Below are 17,339 nucleotides of genomic sequence, written 5' to 3' on the forward strand. Positions count from 1 at the left end.
GGGGAGCGCCGGGCCGACCTCGTGGGGGCCGGTGCCCGGTCGATCAGCGCAGGATCGACGCGTAGATCGCCTCGGTCTGGCGCGCGATGCGGTCCCAGCCGAACTCGCGCTCGGCGCGGACGCGGCCGGCCTCCCCCATGCGGCGCGCGGCGTCGGGATCCGCGACGACCTCCGTCAACGCGGCGGCCAGGTCCCGGACGAAGCGCTCGGGATCGGTGGGCGTGCCCGTGCCGTCCGTGGCCTGGTCGATGGGGACGAGGCGGCCGGTGACGCCGTCGTCGACGACCTCGGGGATCCCGCCCGTGGCCGTGCCGACGACGGGCGCGCCGCAGGCCATGGCCTCGAGGTTCACGATGCCGAGCGGCTCGTAGACGGACGGGCAGACGAAGACGGTTCCGGCCGTGAGGACGGCCGAGAGCTCGCGGCGCGGCAGCAGGCGGTCGATCCACACGACGCCCGAGCGCTCCTCCTGCAGGCCGCGGACGAGGGCCGTGACCTCCTCCATGATCTGCGGGGTGTCGGGCGCGCCCGCGCACAGGACCATCTGCACGTCGGCGGGCAGCAGCGCGGCGGCGCGGAGGAGGTAGGGCAGGCCCTTCTGACGCGTGATCCGGCCGACGAACACGACCGAGGGACGCGACGGGTCGACGCCGAGCGAGCGCACGAGCTCGTCGTCGTGCACAGGCGCCCACGACGCGAGGTCGATGCCGTTGTAGACCGTGTGCACCCGGGCCTCGTCGAGCGCGGGGTACGAGCGGAGGATGTCGCGCTTCATGCCGTCGCTGACCGCGATCACCGCGTCAGCAGCCTCGTACGCGGTGCGCTCGATCCAGCTGGAGACGCGGTAGCCGCCGCCCAGCTGCTCGGCCTTCCACGGGCGCAGCGGCTCGAGGCTGTGCGCGGTGACGACGTGCGGGATCCCGTGCAGCATCGACGCGACGTGGCCCGCGTGGTTCGCGTACCAGGTGTGCGAGTGGACGACGTCGGCGCCCGCGACGTCGCTCGCGATCGCCAGGTCGACGGCCATCGTCTGCAGCGTCGCGTTGGCGCCCGCGAGCTCCGACGGGACGGGATAGGAGAACACGCCGGGCTCATCACGGGGCGCCCCGAAGGCCCGGACGACGACCTCCGTCTGCTGCCGCATGGCCTTCACGAGCTCCGTGACATGGACCCCGGCACCCCCGTAGACCTCGGGCGGATACTCCTTGGTGATCACGTCTGCTCGCATTGGTCGAACGCTAGTACATGCCCCGACGTGCATCTACGCTGGAGCAATGGCATCGAAGAAGATCTTTGGAATCGTGCTCGCCGGCGGCGAGGGCAAGCGCCTCATGCCGCTCACCGCGGACCGGGCGAAGCCCGCCGTCCCGTTCGGCGGGCAGTACCGGCTCATCGACTTCGCGCTCTCCAACCTCATCAACTCGGGGCTCACGCAGATCGTCGTGCTGACGCAGTACAAGTCGCACTCGCTCGACCGCCACGTGTCGCAGACCTGGCGCCTCAACCAGATGCTCAACTCCTACATCGCGTCGGTGCCCGCGCAGCAGCGGCTCGGCAAGCGCTGGTTCAGCGGCTCGGCGGACGCGATCCTGCAGAGCCTCAACCTCATCAACGACGAGAAGCCCGACATCGTCGTCGTGGTCGGCGCGGACCACGTCTACCGCATGGACTTCAGCCAGATGATCGAGGCGCACATCGCGTCCGGACACGGAGCCACGGTCGCGGCGATCCGCCAGCCCATCGAGCTCGCCGACCAGTTCGGCGTCATCGACGTGGACCCCGCGAACCCGTACCAGATCCGCGCGTTCCTCGAGAAGCCGAAGGACCCGCAGGGGCTCGACGACTCCCCCGGCGAGGTGCTCGCGTCCATGGGCAACTACGTCTTCGACACCGACCAGCTCATCGACGCGGTGCGCCGCGACGGCGAGAACGCGGAGTCCGCGCACGACATGGGCGGCGACATCGTGCCGTGGTTCGTCGAGCAGGGGAACGCGGGCGTGTACGACCTGAACCGCAACGAGGTCCCCGGGGCCAACGACCGCGACAGGTACTACTGGCGCGACGTCGGCACGATCGAGTCGTTCTTCGACGCGCACCAGGACCTCATCTCGGCGCTGCCGGTGTTCAACCTCTACAACAAGGACTGGCCGATCTTCAGCCAGCAGCTCAACAGCCCGCCGGCCAAGTTCGTCCGCGACGCGCAGGGCAACACGGGCACCATGATCGACTCGATCACCTCGCTCGGCGGCGTCATCAGCGGCGCCCACGTCGAGCGCAGCGTGCTCGGCCCGTGGGTCATAGCGGAGTCGGGCGCGCGCATCGTCGACAGCATCGTGTTCGACAAGGTGCACATCGGGGCCGGCGCGGTCATCACGCGCGCCATCCTCGACAAGGATGTCGAGGTCGAGCCCGGCGCCACGGTCGGCGTCGACCACGATCGTGACCGCGAACGCGGCTTCACGGTCACCGACGGCGGCATCACCGTCGTGGGCAAGGGCGTGCGCGTCACCCCGTGAGCGCTGTCCTCCCGCTGACGCCGGACGCCCCGTCGGCGTCGCCCGTCCCCCCTGCCCTGCCGCGCATGCTCGTGGTCCTGGACGTCGACTCGACCCTCATCGAGGACGAGGCCATCGAGCTGCTCGCGGCCGAGGCGGGCTCGCTCGACGAGGTCGCCGCCGTCACCGACCGGGCGATGCGCGGCGAGCTCGACTTCGCGGAGAGCCTCCGCTCGCGGGTCGCGACGCTGGCCGGGCTGCCGTCCTCCGTGCACGCGACGGTGGGGGCGCGGATCCGCGTCACGCCGGGTGCCGAGCGCATGATCCAGGGTCTGCACGAGGCCGGCCACGTCGTCGCCGTCGTGTCGGGCGGGTTCCACGAGCTGCTGGATCCGCTCGCCGAGCGACTCGGCCTCGACCTCTGGCGCGCCAACAGGCTGGAGACCGCCGAGGGGCGTCTCACCGGGTGCGTCGCGGGGCCGGTCGTCGACGCCGCGGCGAAGCGCGACGCCGTGGAGGAGTGGAGCCGCGAGCTCGGGATCCCGCTCGCCCGCGTCGTCGCGGTCGGCGACGGTGCCAACGACCTGGAGATGATGGCCGTGGCCGGGCTCTCGGTCGCGTTCGACGCGAAGCCCGCCGTCCGTCGGCGCGCCGACGTGTGCGTCGACCGCCGCGACCTCGCGCAGGTGCTCGCGCTCCTCGGTCTCCCGAGCTGACGCGTCGCTGGGTCCGCGTCTCAGCCCGTGACGACCGCCCGGGCGATCGCCGCGAGCTGCGCGATGTTCGCGGGCATCCGCTCCCGCTCCGAGGGCAGGCTCGCGAGGTGCGTGACGTTGTCGAGGTACGCCAGGAAGATGAACGCGCCGAAGCGCTCGTCCGGGACGCCCGTGCTGCCGCCCGCCGCCGTGTAGGCGCGGTGGAACTGGGCGCGCTGCCGGGGCGCGAGGTACATGATCGCTGCGGCGACGTCGAGGCCCGCGGGCCCCAGGCCGCACCGGTCGAAGTCGATGACGGAGACGCCGGTCGGCCCCTGGATCAGGTTCCCCGGGTGGTAGTCGCCGTGCACCATGATCGGCGGCCCGGCCTCCGCCAGGGTGGCGCGGAGCTCCTCGATCGCACCGGCGAGCGCGTCGGCGGTGGAGCCGTCGGACATGATGCCCGGGTAGCCCTCGACCAGGCGCTCCAGTCGCGTGGTCGCGTAGTCCGCGTCGTAGCGGCGACGCTGGCCCGCGAGCCCGACCGCCGCCGGATCCGCGCCGACCGCGTGCAGGGCGGCCAGCGTCTCGGCGAACGGGCCGGCATCGGCCGATGCGGGGAGGCTGCTCAGCATCTCGCCGTCGTGCCAGGTGAGCAGGCTCGCGAGGCGCCGCTCCACGCGTCCGCCCGACGCGTCCACCACCGCACGGCGGAGGCCGATCTCGTCGTCGTCCGGCACGGCGACCTCGACGGTCGCCGTCCAGGAGCCGTCGCGCGTGCGCTGCGGCACCGGCACGGAGGGCCCGCCGCGCGCGGCGAGCACGTCGAGCCAGTCGAGCTCCAGGTCGATCTCGTGCTGCCTCCGGCGCGCGACGTGGAGGCGCAGCAGGTAGCGGGACCCGGCGTCCACGTCGACCTGGTAGGCGTGGTTGTGCGTGGCCCCCAGCTCGGTGAGCGCGGCGGGACCGAGGTCCCAGGCCGCCAGGAGGTCGGACACGGCGCTCTCCCCGACGGACGGCGTCAGTGGCCCATGCCGAGGCCGCCGTCGACCGGGATCACGGCGCCCGAGACGTACGCGGCCTCGTCGGAGGAGACCCACGCCACGACGCCCGCGACCTCGGCGGCGGTGCCGTAGCGACCTGCGGGGATGGACTTCTTGTACTCGGCGGCGGTCGCCTCGGGCAGCTCCGCGGTCATGTCCGTCTCGATGAAGCCCGGCGCGACGACGTTCGCGGTGATGCCGCGGCCGCCGAGCTCGCGCGTGACCGAGCGGGCGAGGCCCACCAGCCCGCTCTTGGACGCCGCGTAGTTGACCTGCCCGCCGGAGCCGTAGAGCCCGACGACGCTGGAGATCAGGACGATGCGGCCGAAGCGCGCCTTGAGCATGCCCTTCGACGCGCGCTTGACGACGCGGAACGCGCCGCCCAGGTTCGTGTCGACGACCTCGGTGAAGTCGTCGTCGCTCATGCGCATCATGAGGGTGTCGCGCGTGATGCCCGCGTTGGCGACCACGACCTCGACGGGTCCGTACGCGGCCTCGACCTCGGTGAACGCGGCGTCGACGGACGCGACGTCGGTCACGTCGGCGCGCACCGTCAGGCTGCCCTCGGGGCCCTGGCCGGAGCGCGCGGTGACGGCGACGCGGTGGCCCTGACGCAGCATCTCCTCGGCGATCGCGTATCCGATCCCCCTGTTGCCTCCGGTGACGACGACGGTGCGTGAGGTGCTCATGGGGGACCTTCCATTACGGCTCGGCGGGGGATCGCGGACGCGGACGAGCCTATCGGTGGCGCGGCGTACCCTGGTGTCGATGGGGAGCGCGACGCTCCCTCGAAGGACGCCATCCACGCATGCCAGCTCCCCAGCAGTCGGTCACCAGCCTCCCCCGGTCCCCGCAGGAGGACCGCCATGCCCGCATGGTCAAGTACACCATCGCCATGAGCATCCGCATGGTCTGCATCCTGTCCTGCCTCTTCCTCCAGGGCTGGTGGCTGGCCGTCGCGGCCATCGGCGCCATCGTGCTCCCGTACTTCGCCGTGATCATCGCGAACGTCGGCGGCAACCAGGGCACGGCCGTCGAGCGCCCCGGCGGCGTGGTCGTCGTGTCCGCCCGCCACTCCGGCTTCCCGCCGCCTGCCGAGCCGTACGTGCCCTCGGAGCCCTTCCGTGCGTCGGAGGCGTTCACCACGCCCGAGCCCTTCACGACGTACGAGACCGGTCGCGCGCCCGAGCCCACGCGCGCCTCCGACGTCCATCCGACGACCGCGGGCGGCACGGCCGCGCCCGACACGCCGACCGACGCGTGAGCGGGCTCGCCTCCTGGGGCCTCGGATCCGCCGGGCAGTCCTCCGACGTCGTCGAGTGCTCGCGCGCGGGCTGTCGCGTCGACGCCGCCTGGCGCGTCGAGTGGCGCAACCCGCGGATCCACGGACCCGAGCGGGTGAAGACGTGGACCGCGTGCGACGAGCACGTCGGCTTCCTGCGCGACTTCCTCGCCGGTCGGGACTTCCCCGTGCGCGTCGCCGCGATCGACGCGCCCGTCGCGGGAGCGATCGCGTGAGCCGCTGGCGCTTCGTCCTCAACCGCAGGTGGGCCGGCTACCTCGCCGTCGCCGTCGTCTTCGCCATCGCGTGCGTGCTGCTCAGCCATTGGCAGTTCGCGCGCCGCGACGAGGCCCTCGCCGAGATCGCCAAGGTCGAGGACAACTGGGACCGCGCGCCGCAGCCCGTCGACCAGGTGCTCGCCGACGCGTCGGCGTACGTCGACACGCAGAAGTGGACCCCGGTCACCATGACCGGGACCTACCTGGTGGATGAGCAGCTGCTCGCGCGCAACCGGCCGTTCAACGGCCAGCCCGGCTTCGAGGTCCTCACGCCCCTGCGCCTCGACGACGGGCGGGTGTTCGTCGTCGACCGCGGCTGGGTGCCCATCGGCAACTCGCAGGACTCCCCCGACTCCGTCCCCGCCCCGCCCGCCGGCGAGGTCACGGTCACCGCGCGCCTGAAGGCGGGCGAGCCGGAGCTGCCGGGACGCTCGGCTCCCGAGGGGCAGATCGCCACCGTCAACCTCCCGGACATCGCCCAGCGCGTCGGGTCACCCACATTCACGGGTGCGTACGGCCTGCTGATCTCGGAGGATCCCGCGCCCGCGGACGCCGCGCCCTTCGCGACGCCGCGACCCGAGGAGGACGAGGGCCCGCACCTCTCCTACGCGTTCCAGTGGCTGGTCTTCGCCATCATCGCGTTCGTCGGCCTCGGCGTCGCCATCCGCAACGAGTACCGGATCATCAACGCCGACGATCCCGATGAGCAGGACCGCGAGCGCGCCCGACAGGCCAAGCGCGCGCGGAAGCAGCCGTCGGATGCGGACGTCGAGGACAGGATCCTCGACGACGCCCGCTGACCCGATCAGGCCAGCTCGATGAGGTCCATGTAGTCGGGGCTCCAGTGGTCCTCGGTGCCCTCCGGCATGATGAGGACCCGCTCCGGGTGGAGGGCCTCGACCGCACCCGAGTCGTGGCTGACGAGCACCACGGCACCGGAGTACGTGTTGAGCGCGCCGAGGATCTCCTCGCGGCTCGCGGGGTCGAGGTTGTTGGTGGGCTCGTCGAGCAACAGCACGTTGGCACCCGACACGACGATCATCGCGAGCGCCAGGCGGGTCTTCTCGCCGCCCGACAGGACACCGGCGGGCTTCGCCGAGTCGTCGCCCGTGAAGAGGAACGAGCCGAGCACGCGGCGCGCTTCCATCTCGGAGATGTCGGGCGAGGAGGAGACCATGTTCTCGAGCACGCTGCGCTTCACGTCGATGGTCTCGTGCTCCTGCGCGTAGTAGCCGATGCGCAGGCCGTGGCCGGGCTCGAGCCGGCCGGTGTCAGGCTGGTCGACGCCCGCGAGGATCCGCAGCAGCGTGGTCTTGCCCGCGCCGTTGAGGCCGAGGATCACGACCTTGCTGCCGCGGTCGATCGCGAGGTCGACCGCCGTGAAGATCTCGAGCGAGCCGTAGTTCTTGCTGAGATCGCTCGCCATGAGCGGCGTGCGGCCGCAGGCCACGGGCTCGGGGAAGCGCAGCTTGGCCACGCGGTCGACGGCGCGCACCTCCTCGAGACCCGACAGCATCTTCTCCGCGCGTCGCACCATCTGGTGGGCGGCGGCGGCCTTGGACGCCTTCGCGCCGAACTTGGCGGCTTGCAGCTGGAGGACGCCCGCCTTCTTCTCGACGTTGGCGCGCTCCTTCTTGCGGCGCTCCTCGTCGGCGGCGCGCTGGCGCTGGTAGTGCTTCCAGCCCATGTTGTAGATGTCGATGACCATGCGGTTCGCGTCGAGGTAGAAGACGCGGTTGACGGTGTCGCCGACGAGCTCGACATCATGGCTGATCACGATCAGGCCGCCCTGGTAGCCCTTGAGGAACTCGCGCAGCCACGTGACCGAGTCGGCGTCGAGGTGGTTGGTGGGCTCGTCGAGGAGCATCGTGTCGGCGCCGGAGAACAGGATGCGCGCGAGCTCGATGCGGCGGCGCTGGCCGCCGGAGAGGGTGCTGAGCGGCTGGTCGAGGATCCGGTCGGGCAGGCTCAGGTTGCTCGCGATGGACGCGGCCTCCGCCTCGGCCGCGTACCCGCCGAGCGCGACGAAGCGCTCCTCGAGCCGGCCGTAGTCCTTCATCGCCTTCGCGGAGACCTTGTCGTCCGTGGACGCCATGTCGAGCATCGCGCGCTGCATGTCGAGCGACAGCGTGCCGAGGCCGCGGGCGTCGAGGATGCGCGTGCGCGCCAGGTCCTCGGGGTTGCCGGAGCGCGGGTCCTGCGGGAGGTAGCCGATCTCGCCGGAGCGGTCGATGCGGCCGCCCGTGGGCTGGCCCTCTCCCGCGAGGATCTTGGTGAGCGTGGTCTTGCCGGCGCCGTTGCGGCCGACGAGGCCGATCTTGTCCCCCGGGCTCACCCGGAACGAGACGTCCTCCATGAGGACGCGGGCGCCGACGCGCAGCTCCAGTTCGTGTACAGCGAGCACGGTGAGAGGTCCTTCTGATCAGCGGATGTCCCACGGTCCGTGGGAGAGGGGCGACCCGCAGCAGAGGGGGTCGAGCCCGGTCGGTCGAGGGCGTCCATCGGACCCGACCGGTCCAGTGTACGAGACGCAGGGCCGTCAGCCCCTCCCGACGACGGCCGGGCGACGCGACGACGGCCCCACCCGGAGCGGGTGGGGCCGTCGTCGACGAGCGGTCGGGCGGATGATCACATGGAGAAGCCGAGCGCCCGCATCATGTCGCGGCCGTCGTCCGTGATCCGGTCGGGGCCCCACGGCGGCATCCACACCCAGTTGATGCGGAACGCGTCCACCACGCCGTCGAGCGCCTCTGCCGTCTGCTCCTCGAGCACGTCCGTCAGCGGGCAGCCCGCGGACGTCAGCGTCATGTGGATGATGAGGGCGTCGTTCTCGTCGTCCCACGCGAGGTCGTAGATGAGCCCCAGGTCGACCACGTTGATCCCGAGCTCGGGATCCATGACGTCCTTGAGCGCCTCCTCGACCTCGTCGAACTTCTGCGGGGTCAGCGTGCTCTGGGTGCTCACGCGTCCACCGTCGTCGAGGGCGTGAGGAAGCGGTCGTAGCCCTCCTCCTCGAGGCGGTCGGCCAGCTCGCGGCCACCCTGCTCGGCGACGCGGCCCGCGACGAACACGTGCACGAAGTCGGGCTGGATGTAGCGGAGGATGCGCGTGTAGTGCGTGATGAGGAGGAGACCCAGGCCCGTGTTCGCCTTGGCCCGGTTGACGCCCTCGGAGACGATCTTGAGCGCGTCGACGTCGAGGCCGGAGTCCGTCTCGTCGAGCACGGCGAACTTGGGCTTCAGCAGCTCGAGCTGCAGGACCTCGTTGCGCTTCTTCTCGCCGCCGGAGAAGCCCTCGTTGACGTTGCGCTCGGCGAACGCGGGATCCATCTTGAGCGCCGCCATGGAGGAGCGGACGTCCTTGATCCAGCCGCGGATGGCCGGGGCCTCGCCGTCGATCGCGGTCTTCGCCGTCCGCAGGAAGTTGGTGGTGGTGACGCCGGGGATCTCGACGGGGTACTGCATGGCGAGGAACAGGCCCGCGCGGGCGCGCTCGTCCACCGTCATGTCGAGGACCTCGACGCCGTCGAGCGTGATCGAGCCGGAGTCGACGTGGTACTTCGGGTGACCCGAGATCGTGTACGCCAGCGTGGACTTGCCCGAGCCGTTGGGGCCCATGATCGCGTGGATCTCGCCCTCGTTGATCGTGAGGTCGACGCCCTTGAGGATCTGCTTGCGACCCTGCTCGGTGTCGACGCTGACGTGCAGGTCGGTGATGGTGAGAGTTGACATGCGTGCGGTTCCTCTAGCTCTTCGGGGTGGTGTCGATGTGGATGTCGCCGTCCACGATCGACACGGGGTAGACGGGGACGGGCTCGTAGGCCGGCAGCGTGCGCGGCTTGCCCGTCTCGAGGGAGAACTTCGACCCGTGGGCCCAGCACTCCAGGGTGTCGCCCTCGACGAACCCCTCGGCCAGCGAGATGTCGCCGTGCGTGCAGGTGTCGCCGATGGCGTGCACCGTGCCGGAGGAGTCCTTCACGATCGCGATGGCGAGGCCGTCGACCTCGACGCGGAGCGCCTCGTTCACGTCGAGGTCGTCGACGCCGCAGATCCGGACGGCGGTCATCGGGCGACCGCCGCGGATGCGCTGGCTGACGGGCTGGCCGACGGGCTGGCAGAGAGCTCGGCCTCGATGGCGGCCTGGAGCCGCTCCTCGAGGTCGGGGACGCCGATCTGCTGCACGATCTCGCTGAGGAAGCCACGGACGACGAGGCGACGGGCCTCCTCCTCCGTGATCCCGCGAGCCTGCAGGTAGAACAGCTGCTCGTCGTCGAAGCGGCCCGTGGCGCTCGCGTGGCCGGCGCCGGCGATGTCGCCGGTCTCGATCTCGAGGTTCGGGACCGAGTCCGCGCGCGTGCCGTCCGTGAGGACGAGGTTGCGGTTCTGCTCGTAGCTGTCCGTGCCCGGCGCGGAGCGGCGGATGAGGACGTCACCGATCCAGACCGTGCGCGCGCCCTTCCCCTGCAGCGCGCCCTTGTAGGTGACGCGGCTGCGGGTGTTGGGGGCGTCGTGGTCGACGTACACCTGCTGCTCGAGGTGCTGGCCCGCGTCGGCGAAGTACACGCCGAGGAGCTCGCCGTCCGCGCCCTCGTTCGAGAGGTGGGCGGAGGGGTTCACCCGGACGATGGATCCGCCGAGCGTCACCACCACGTGCTTGAGCTTGGCGTCGCGGCCGACGACGGCCTGGTGCGCGGCCAGGTGACGCGCCTCGTCGTCCCACTGCTGCACGGTGACGACCGTGAGCTCGGCCTGGTCGCCGACGACGATCTCGACGTTCTCCGCGAGCGACGCGGATCCGGCGTTGTCGAGGATGACGACGCCGCGGCTGAACGGCGCCGCGGTGATGACGGTGTGCGCGGCGCGCGGGGCGGACCCGAGCTCGGAGCGGCCGACCGTGACGGTGACGCGCTCCTCCCCCGTGACGTCGATGGCGAGCGCCTCGCCGAAGGACGACCAGGCGTTGGCCTGGGCGCGGTCCTCGGGGGCTCCCGCGGTGCCGATGCGCGCGTCGTCCCGGGGGATCCAGGAGACGGACGTGCCGGCCGCGTCGGAGCTGGCGAACGGGTACCGCGAGCCGTCGAGCGGACCTGCGATGAGGTCGTCGAGCCGGCGGACGGGCGTCAGCTTCCAGACGGCCTCACGGCCGGTCACGGCCTCGAACGCCTCGACGTCCGTGGACGTGAAGCGCTCGGAACGGGTCTGGATGGGGACTGTCGCCCACCCTCCGTCGGTGTGCGCCCGATTGCCGTGCTGGTCGGCGGGGACGGGGGCTTCTGTGGTGGCGAGTGGGGTCGTCATCTAGCCGACGGATCCTTCCATGCCCATCTCGATGAGCTTGTTGAGTTCGAGCGCGTACTCCATGGGGAGCTCGCGGGCGATGGGCTCGATGAAGCCGCGGACGATCATGGCCATGGCCTCGTCCTCGGGCATGCCCCGGCTCATCAGGTAGAACAGCTGCTCCTCGCTGACGCGCGAGACCGTCGCCTCGTGGCCGAGCTGGACGTCGTCCACGCGGATGTCGATGGCGGGGTACGTGTCGGAGCGGGAGATGGTGTCGACCAGCAGCGCGTCGCAGCGGACGGTGTTGGCGGAGTGGTGCGCGGCCGCGTCCACGCGGATCTCGCCGCGGTATCCGGCCCGGCCGCCGCCGCGCGCGATGGACTTCGAGACGATCGACGACTGCGTGTACGGCGCCATGTGCACCATCTTCGCGCCGGCGTCCTGGTGCTGGCCGGGGCCGGCGAAGGCGACGGAGAGGGTCTCGCCCTTGGCGCGCTCGCCCATGAGGTAGATGGAGGGGTACTTCATCGTGACCTTGGAGCCGATGTTGCCGTCGATCCACTCCATGGTCGCGCCCTCGGCCGCCGTCGCGCGCTTGGTGACGAGGTTGTAGACGTTGTTCGACCAGTTCTGGATCGTCGTGTAGCGGACGCGGGCGTCCTTCTTCACGATGATCTCGACGACCGCGGAGTGCAGCGAGTCGGACTTGTAGATGGGGGCGGTGCAGCCCTCGATGTAGTGGACGTAGCTGCCCTCGTCCGCGATGATCAGCGTCCGCTCGAACTGGCCCATGTTCTCGGTGTTGATCCGGAAGTACGCCTGCAGCGGGATCTCGACGTGCACGCCCTTGGGCACGTACACGAACGAGCCGCCGGACCAGACGGCCGTGTTCAGCGCGGCGAACTTGTTGTCGCCCGCGGGGATGACGGTGCCGAAGTACTCCTTGAACAGCTCCGGGTGCTCGCGCAGCGCCGTGTCGGTGTCCATGAAGATGACGCCCTGGTCCTCGAGCTCCTTCTGGATGGAGTGGAAGACCACCTCGGACTCGTACTGGGCCGCGACGCCGGAGACGAGGCGCTGGCGCTCCGCCTCGGGGATGCCGAGCCGCTCGTACGTGTTCTTGATGTCGTCGGGCAGGTCCTCCCACGTCTGGGCCTGCTTCTCCGTGGAGCGCACGAAGTACTTGATGTTGTCGAAGTCGATGCCGGAGAGGTCGGCGCCCCACGTCGGCATTGGCTTCTTGCCGAAGAGCTCGTAGCCCTTCATGCGGTTGGCGAGCATCCACTCGGGCTCGCTCTTGCGCCGCGAGATGTCGGCGACGACCTGCGGGGAGATGCCGCGCTTGGCCGAGGCGCCGGCGACGTCGGAGTCGGACCAGCCGAACTCGTACTGCCCCAGGCTCTCGAGCTCGGGTCGGTCGATGAGCACATCTGACATGGCTACCTGCTTTCCTGACGATCTGGGCGTATCAGCGCCGTATCGGCATTCACCCCCCGCACGGCGACGCCGCTTCGGTGACGAGAGGAAGACTGTGGGTGTCCGGGATGCGGCGGCTTCACGCCTCGCACCCCTCTTAGGATGAACACGAACGCGGGTGGACTTGTTCCCGCCGTCCTCGCTGACGTGCCGGATGCCGCAAGGCCCGACGTGTTCCATGAACCACCCGATTCTACGGGCAATCCAGCGGGCACGGAAGGCAGGCAGTGACTCACGGCACCGATGCGGGGCAGTCTCCCAGTGGGAGCGTGCTAGGTCAGACCCTCATGGTCACGAGGCGGCTGCGGGAGCGGCTGCCGGACGGGATCACGCGCACGACGAGGTTCCTCGTGTGGACCACGCTCGTCGTGCAGACGCTCGTCGTCGGGACGGGCGGGCTCGTACGGCTCACCGGCTCCGGCCTCGGCTGCCCCACCTGGCCGCGGTGCACCGCCGACTCCTTCGTGTCGACGCCCGAGATGGGCGTGCACGGGATCATCGAGTTCGGCAACCGCCTGCTCACCTTCGTCCTGGTGATCGTCGCCATCGCCACGTTCCTCGCCGTGCTGCGGCTGCGGACCCGCGGCCGCGGTCTCTTCTCCATCGCCCTCGCGATCGGCCTCGGCATCCCCGCGCAGGGGGTCATCGGCGGCATCACGGTGCTGACCGGCCTGAACCCCTACATCGTCGGGCTACACTTCGTCGTCTCCGTCGTCCTCGTCGTGCTGTCGACCGTCCTGGTGTGGCGCGCCTACCACCCGCTCGACGAGGCCGAGCGGTCGGTCCCGTCGTCCTTCCTGACGCTCGCGCGCATCACGTCCGTCGTCGTCGGCATCACGATCCTCGTCGGCATCGTCGTCACCGGATCCGGCCCCCACGCGGGCGACCAGGGCGCGGCGCGCAACGGGCTCGACCCGGAGCTGCTGCAGCACGTGCACAGCTGGCCGGCCTACACGACCTTCGGCCTCACGGTCGCGCTCGTCGTCATCGCGGCCCGCAACCGGTGGACGGCCGTCTCGCGCTGGACCCGGGTGCTGCTCGCGGTCGAGCTGGTGCAGATCGCCGTCGGCCTCATCCAGGCGCGGACGGGCCTGCCCGAGTTCCTCGTGGGGCTGCACATGGTCCTCGCGTGCCTGCTCGCGTCCGCGATGACGGCCACGCTGCTGAGCACCACCCGACGGGCGGACACGCTCCGGCTGACCCCCGCCGAGGTGCGGCGCTCCGCCCACGTGGGCTGATCCCCGCCCGTCCCGCCGACGCCCGCCCGAGCACCGCTCGCGGCGGGCGTCGTCACGTGCGGCGCCTCGGCGGAGCGAGCCCACCGAGACCCGTCCGTGGGCCCGATCTCCACGGCGCGGCGGCTTGCACGGCGCGTGCGTGGCATGGGAGTGGAGACAGCCGGACCGGCGCGAACGCTCGACGCGCGACGCTCGCCCGGCGACGCGGGACCTCGCGGATCAGAAGGGCAGGAGCGGGTCGATGCCGACCGCGAGGAACAGCAGCGAGAGGTACGAGATGGACGCGTGGAAGACGCGCATCGGCTTGATGGGCTCGTGGCGCACGGCGAGGTCGTACAGGCGGTGCGTCTCGTAGACGAACCAGCCGCCGCCCGCGAGCGCGGCGAGCGTGTACACGAGCCCCATGCCCGCGACCGGGATGAGCAGGAGCGAGCAGGCGAGCGTGGCCCACGCGTACAGGATGGTCTGCAGGCCGACGGCCGCGCGGCCGCGCACGACGGCGAGCATGGGCACGTTGACCGAGGCGTAGTCGTCGCGGTACTTCATGGACAGCGGCCAGTAGTGCGGCGGGGTCCAGAGGAACACGATCATGAACAGGATCACGGGCGCCCACGAGATGTCCCCCGTGACGGCGGCCCAGCCGATGAGGACCGGCATGCAGCCCGCGGCCCCGCCCCAGACGATGTTCTGCGGCGTGCGACGCTTGAGCCACAGCGTGTAGACGAAGACGTAGAAGAGGATCGCCGCGAGCGAGAGCGCGGCGGCCAGCCAGTTGGAGATGACGCCGAGCCAGACGATGCTGGCGACGCCGATGATCCAGGCGAAGACGAGGGCCTCGCGGTCCGTCAGCTCCCCCGTCACCAGGGGACGACGCTGCGTGCGCTTCATGACGCGGTCGATGTCGCGGTCGATGTAGCAGTTGAACGCGTTCGCGCTGCCCGCGCTGAGCGTGCCGCCGACGAGGACGCCGAGGATCAGCCAGGGGTTCGGCCATCCCCCCTGGGCGAGGATCATGACGGGCGCGGTGGTCACGAGCAGGAGCTCGATGACGCGCGGCTTCGTCAGTGCGACGTACGCCTTGGTCTTCCTCGCCACGCCGATCGTCTCCCGATCGACCCGACTCTGCACCGCAACGTTCATCGCACCTCTAACTCGCCGGACATTCCCTCCCCATGGTAGGCCACGGCCCCTGCGAGCCGAGCCGCGGGGCCCCGCCAGCACGGGCTCGGAACACCTGGGGCGAGGTGGGTGTTCCCTATACTGATAGGCGGTCCGGCTGGGCCTCCCCCCATCTTCAGAAGGGCTAGAACCAAGTGGCAGCATTGCAATGGGACCCCATCGACAGCAAGGCGGTCGACACCGCACGTATCCTCGCCGCGGACGCGGTGGAGAAGGTCGGAAACGGTCACCCCGGCACCGCCATGAGCCTGGCCCCGGCGGCCTACCTCCTGTTCCAGAAGGTCATGCGCCGCGACCCGTCCGACAGCACCTGGATCGGTCGCGACCGGTTCATCCTCTCGGTGGGCCACAGCTCGCTCACGCAGTACACGCAGTTCTTCCTCGGCGGCTATGGCCTCGAGATCGAGGACCTCCAGGCCCTCCGCACGTGGGACTCCAAGACCCCGGGCCACCCGGAGTACGGCCACACCGACGGCGTCGAGATCACCACCGGCCCCCTCGGCCAGGGCCTCGCCTCCTCCGTGGGCTTCGCCTACGCCGCCCGCTACGAGCGCGGCCTGTTCGACCCCGAGACCCCCGCGGGCGAGAGCCCCTTCGATCACTTCGTGTACGTGATCGCCGGCGACGGCGACATGCAGGAGGGCATCACCTCCGAGGCCTCCTCCCTCGCGGGGCACCAGGAACTCGGCAACCTCATCGCGATCTACGACAGCAACCAGATCTCCATCGAGGACGACACCGACATCGCCTTCACCGAGGACGTGGCCGCGCGCTACGAGGCCTACGGCTGGCACGTGCAGCACGTCGACTGGAAGAAGACGGGCGAGTACGTCGAGGACGTGCAGGAGCTGTTCGACGCCGTCGAGGCCGCCAAGGCCGAGACGCGGAAGCCCTCGCTGATCATCCTCAAGACGATCATCGGCTGGCCCTCCCCGAAGAAGCAGAACTCGGGCAAGATCCATGGCTCCGCCCTCGGCGCCGAGGAGCTCGCGGCCGTCAAGCAGATCGTCGGCTTCGACCCCGAGAAGAGCTTCGAGGTGCCGGACGGCGTCCTCGAGCACACCCGCCAGGCCGTCGAGCGCGGCCAGCAGCAGCACCGCGAGTGGGACGAGAAGCTCGCCGCGTGGGCCGAGGCGAACCCCGAGCGCAAGACGCTGCTCGACCGCGTCCTCGCCGGCGACGCCCCCGAGGGCCTCGACGAGGCGCTCCCCGTGTTCCCCGCGGGCAAGGAAGTCTCGACGCGCGCCGCGTCCGGCAAGGTCATCAACGCCATCGCCGAGGTCATGCCCGAGCTGTGGGGCGGCTCCGCCGACCTCGCCGAGTCGAACAACACGACCATCGAGTCGGCTCCGTCGTTCGTCCCCGCCGAGCGCTCGACCGACATGTGGAAGGGCGACCCCTACGGCCGCGTCCTCCACTTCGGCATCCGCGAGCACGCCATGGGCGCGATCCTCAACGGCATCGTCCTGCACGGCAACACGCGTCCCTTCGGCGGCACGTTCCTCATCTTCAGCGACTACATGCGCCCGGCCGTCCGTCTCGCCGCGCTCATGAAGGCGCCGTCGATCTTCGTCTGGACGCACGACTCCGTCGCCCTCGGTGGCGACGGCCCGACGCACCAGCCGGTGGAGCAGCTCGCCAGCCTCCGCGCCATCCCGGGCCTCGACGTCATCCGCCCCGCGGACGCCAACGAGACCGCGCAGGCGTGGAAGACGATCCTCACGCGTCGCATGGGCCCCGCGGGCCTCGCGCTCTCGCGCCAGAACCTCCCGGTCCTGGAGCGCGGCGCGGGCGACGCCACGGCCACCGAGTTCGCCTCGGCGGCCGGCGTGGCCAAGGGCGCCTACATCCTGGCCGACACCGAGGGCACGCCCGACGTGATCCTCATCGCCACGGGCTCCGAGGTCCAGTTCGCCGTCGAGGCCCGCGAGGCCCTCGCCGCGGACGGCGTCCAGGCCCGAGTGGTCAGCGCCCCGAGCCTCGAGTGGTTCGAGGAGCAGGACGCCGAGTACAAGGAGCACGTGCTCCCCGAGGCGGTCGCCGCGCGCGTCTCCGTCGAGGCGGGCATCTCGCTCTCCTGGAAGCAGTACGTCGGGCACCACGGCCGCAGCATCTCGATCGAGCACTTCGGCGCCAGCGCCGAGTACGAGGTCCTGTACCGCGAGTTCGGCATCACCACGGAGGCCGTCGTGAAGGCGGCCAAGGAGTCCATCGCCTCCCTCTAGAAGCTGACGAGGAGCGGGGCGGCCGAGCTGCTCCGCTCCCCGCCGGCCCGCCCCGATCGACCTGCCGCACCTCGGCCCGTCGATCGGGATCACGGGAGGGGCGCCCGCGTGCGCCCCTCCCCCCGAACCTCACAACCAGCGAGAAGAAG

The 17,339-nt window shown here is 70.8% G+C and carries 17 protein-coding genes; 7 read left to right on the forward strand and 10 right to left on the reverse strand.

Annotated features, from left to right (window positions below; genetic code table 11):
* Positions 1-43: 43 nt before the first annotated feature.
* Positions 44-1,228: a glycogen synthase gene (gene glgA / locus K0V08_RS04370; RefSeq protein ID WP_012038406.1), complete on the reverse strand. Its 1,185-nt coding sequence runs from the start codon at positions 1,226-1,228 to the stop codon at positions 44-46.
* A 46-nt stretch (positions 1,229-1,274) separates the two neighbouring features.
* Here glgA and K0V08_RS04375 point away from each other — a divergent pair, with 46 nt between their 5' ends.
* Together K0V08_RS04375 and serB are read left to right on the forward strand one after the other, a co-directional pair.
* Positions 1,275-2,516 (forward strand): glucose-1-phosphate adenylyltransferase, encoded by a 1,242-nt coding sequence (locus K0V08_RS04375; protein WP_012038407.1) that lies wholly within the window; start codon positions 1,275-1,277, stop codon positions 2,514-2,516.
* Positions 2,513-3,211: a phosphoserine phosphatase SerB gene (gene serB, locus K0V08_RS04380; RefSeq protein ID WP_172401730.1), complete on the forward strand. Its 699-nt coding sequence runs from the start codon at positions 2,513-2,515 to the stop codon at positions 3,209-3,211. Before K0V08_RS04375 ends, serB begins: the two co-directional genes overlap by 4 nt.
* A gap of 20 nt (positions 3,212-3,231) precedes the next feature.
* Here serB and K0V08_RS04385 read toward each other — a convergent pair whose 3' ends face one another.
* Together K0V08_RS04385 and fabG are read right to left on the reverse strand one after the other, a co-directional pair.
* Positions 3,232-4,188 (reverse strand): phosphotransferase enzyme family protein, encoded by a 957-nt coding sequence (locus K0V08_RS04385; protein ID WP_079533264.1) that lies wholly within the window; start codon positions 4,186-4,188, stop codon positions 3,232-3,234.
* 23 nt (positions 4,189-4,211) lie between these two features.
* On the reverse strand, positions 4,212-4,922 hold the full coding sequence (gene fabG, locus K0V08_RS04390; protein ID WP_079533267.1) for a 3-oxoacyl-ACP reductase FabG: 711 nt from the start codon (positions 4,920-4,922) through the stop codon (positions 4,212-4,214).
* 119 nt (positions 4,923-5,041) lie between these two features.
* Between fabG and K0V08_RS04395 the strand changes: the two genes are divergently transcribed.
* The 3 genes from K0V08_RS04395 to K0V08_RS04405 are packed head-to-tail and all read left to right on the forward strand — an operon-like array spanning position 5,042 to position 6,593.
* Entirely contained in the window at positions 5,042-5,497 is a 456-nt protein-coding gene (locus K0V08_RS04395; RefSeq protein ID WP_079533270.1) for a DUF3099 domain-containing protein, read from the forward strand.
* Positions 5,494-5,751: a hypothetical protein gene (locus K0V08_RS04400; RefSeq protein ID WP_012038412.1), complete on the forward strand. Its 258-nt coding sequence runs from the start codon at positions 5,494-5,496 to the stop codon at positions 5,749-5,751. Before K0V08_RS04395 ends, K0V08_RS04400 begins: the two co-directional genes overlap by 4 nt.
* Positions 5,748-6,593: an SURF1 family cytochrome oxidase biogenesis protein gene (locus K0V08_RS04405; RefSeq protein ID WP_012038413.1), complete on the forward strand. Its 846-nt coding sequence runs from the start codon at positions 5,748-5,750 to the stop codon at positions 6,591-6,593. The genes K0V08_RS04400 and K0V08_RS04405 overlap by 4 nt, the downstream gene beginning before the upstream one ends.
* Positions 6,594-6,598: 5 nt before the next feature.
* Here the strand turns inward: K0V08_RS04405 and K0V08_RS04410 are convergent, their stop codons facing one another.
* The 6 genes from K0V08_RS04410 to sufB form a co-directional block, all read right to left on the reverse strand.
* Positions 6,599-8,197, reverse strand: coding sequence for an ABC-F family ATP-binding cassette domain-containing protein (locus K0V08_RS04410; protein WP_079533273.1), 1,599 nt, complete (start codon positions 8,195-8,197; stop codon positions 6,599-6,601).
* Between the two features lie 224 nt (positions 8,198-8,421).
* A complete protein-coding gene (locus K0V08_RS04415) occupies positions 8,422-8,691 on the reverse strand; it encodes a metal-sulfur cluster assembly factor (protein ID WP_050976368.1) in 270 nt (89 codons plus the stop codon).
* Positions 8,692-8,753: 62 nt separating this feature from the next.
* The gene (sufC, locus tag K0V08_RS04420; RefSeq protein ID WP_012038416.1) at positions 8,754-9,524 is read right to left on the reverse strand and encodes a Fe-S cluster assembly ATPase SufC; all 771 of its coding nucleotides are present in this window, start codon (positions 9,522-9,524) and stop codon (positions 8,754-8,756) included.
* A gap of 13 nt (positions 9,525-9,537) precedes the next feature.
* The gene (locus tag K0V08_RS04425; protein ID WP_012038417.1) at positions 9,538-9,858 is read right to left on the reverse strand and encodes a non-heme iron oxygenase ferredoxin subunit; all 321 of its coding nucleotides are present in this window, start codon (positions 9,856-9,858) and stop codon (positions 9,538-9,540) included.
* The gene (gene sufD, locus K0V08_RS04430; RefSeq protein WP_079533275.1) at positions 9,855-11,090 is read right to left on the reverse strand and encodes a Fe-S cluster assembly protein SufD; all 1,236 of its coding nucleotides are present in this window, start codon (positions 11,088-11,090) and stop codon (positions 9,855-9,857) included. The genes K0V08_RS04425 and sufD overlap by 4 nt, the downstream gene beginning before the upstream one ends.
* Positions 11,091-12,509 carry a Fe-S cluster assembly protein SufB gene (sufB, locus tag K0V08_RS04435; protein ID WP_012038419.1) on the reverse strand — a complete coding sequence of 473 codons (1,419 nt, stop codon included), beginning with the start codon at positions 12,507-12,509 and terminating at the stop codon, positions 11,091-11,093. It lies immediately after the preceding gene.
* A 266-nt stretch (positions 12,510-12,775) separates the two neighbouring features.
* On the opposite strand from sufB, the gene K0V08_RS04440 reads away from it, so the two are divergent.
* Positions 12,776-13,786, forward strand: a complete 1,011-nt coding sequence (locus K0V08_RS04440) for a COX15/CtaA family protein (RefSeq protein ID WP_012038420.1) — start codon at positions 12,776-12,778, stop codon at positions 13,784-13,786.
* Positions 13,787-14,005: 219 nt separating this feature from the next.
* Here the strand turns inward: K0V08_RS04440 and K0V08_RS04445 are convergent, their stop codons facing one another.
* Positions 14,006-14,926, reverse strand: coding sequence for a heme o synthase (locus K0V08_RS04445; protein ID WP_012038421.1), 921 nt, complete (start codon positions 14,924-14,926; stop codon positions 14,006-14,008).
* A 173-nt stretch (positions 14,927-15,099) separates the two neighbouring features.
* Here K0V08_RS04445 and tkt point away from each other — a divergent pair, with 173 nt between their 5' ends.
* Positions 15,100-17,190, forward strand: coding sequence for a transketolase (gene tkt, locus K0V08_RS04450; protein ID WP_079533278.1), 2,091 nt, complete (start codon positions 15,100-15,102; stop codon positions 17,188-17,190).
* Positions 17,191-17,339: the final 149 nt, after the last annotated feature.

It is taken from the genome of Clavibacter michiganensis, assembly GCF_021216655.1.
Classification (GTDB): Bacteria; Actinomycetota; Actinomycetes; order Actinomycetales; family Microbacteriaceae; genus Clavibacter; species Clavibacter michiganensis.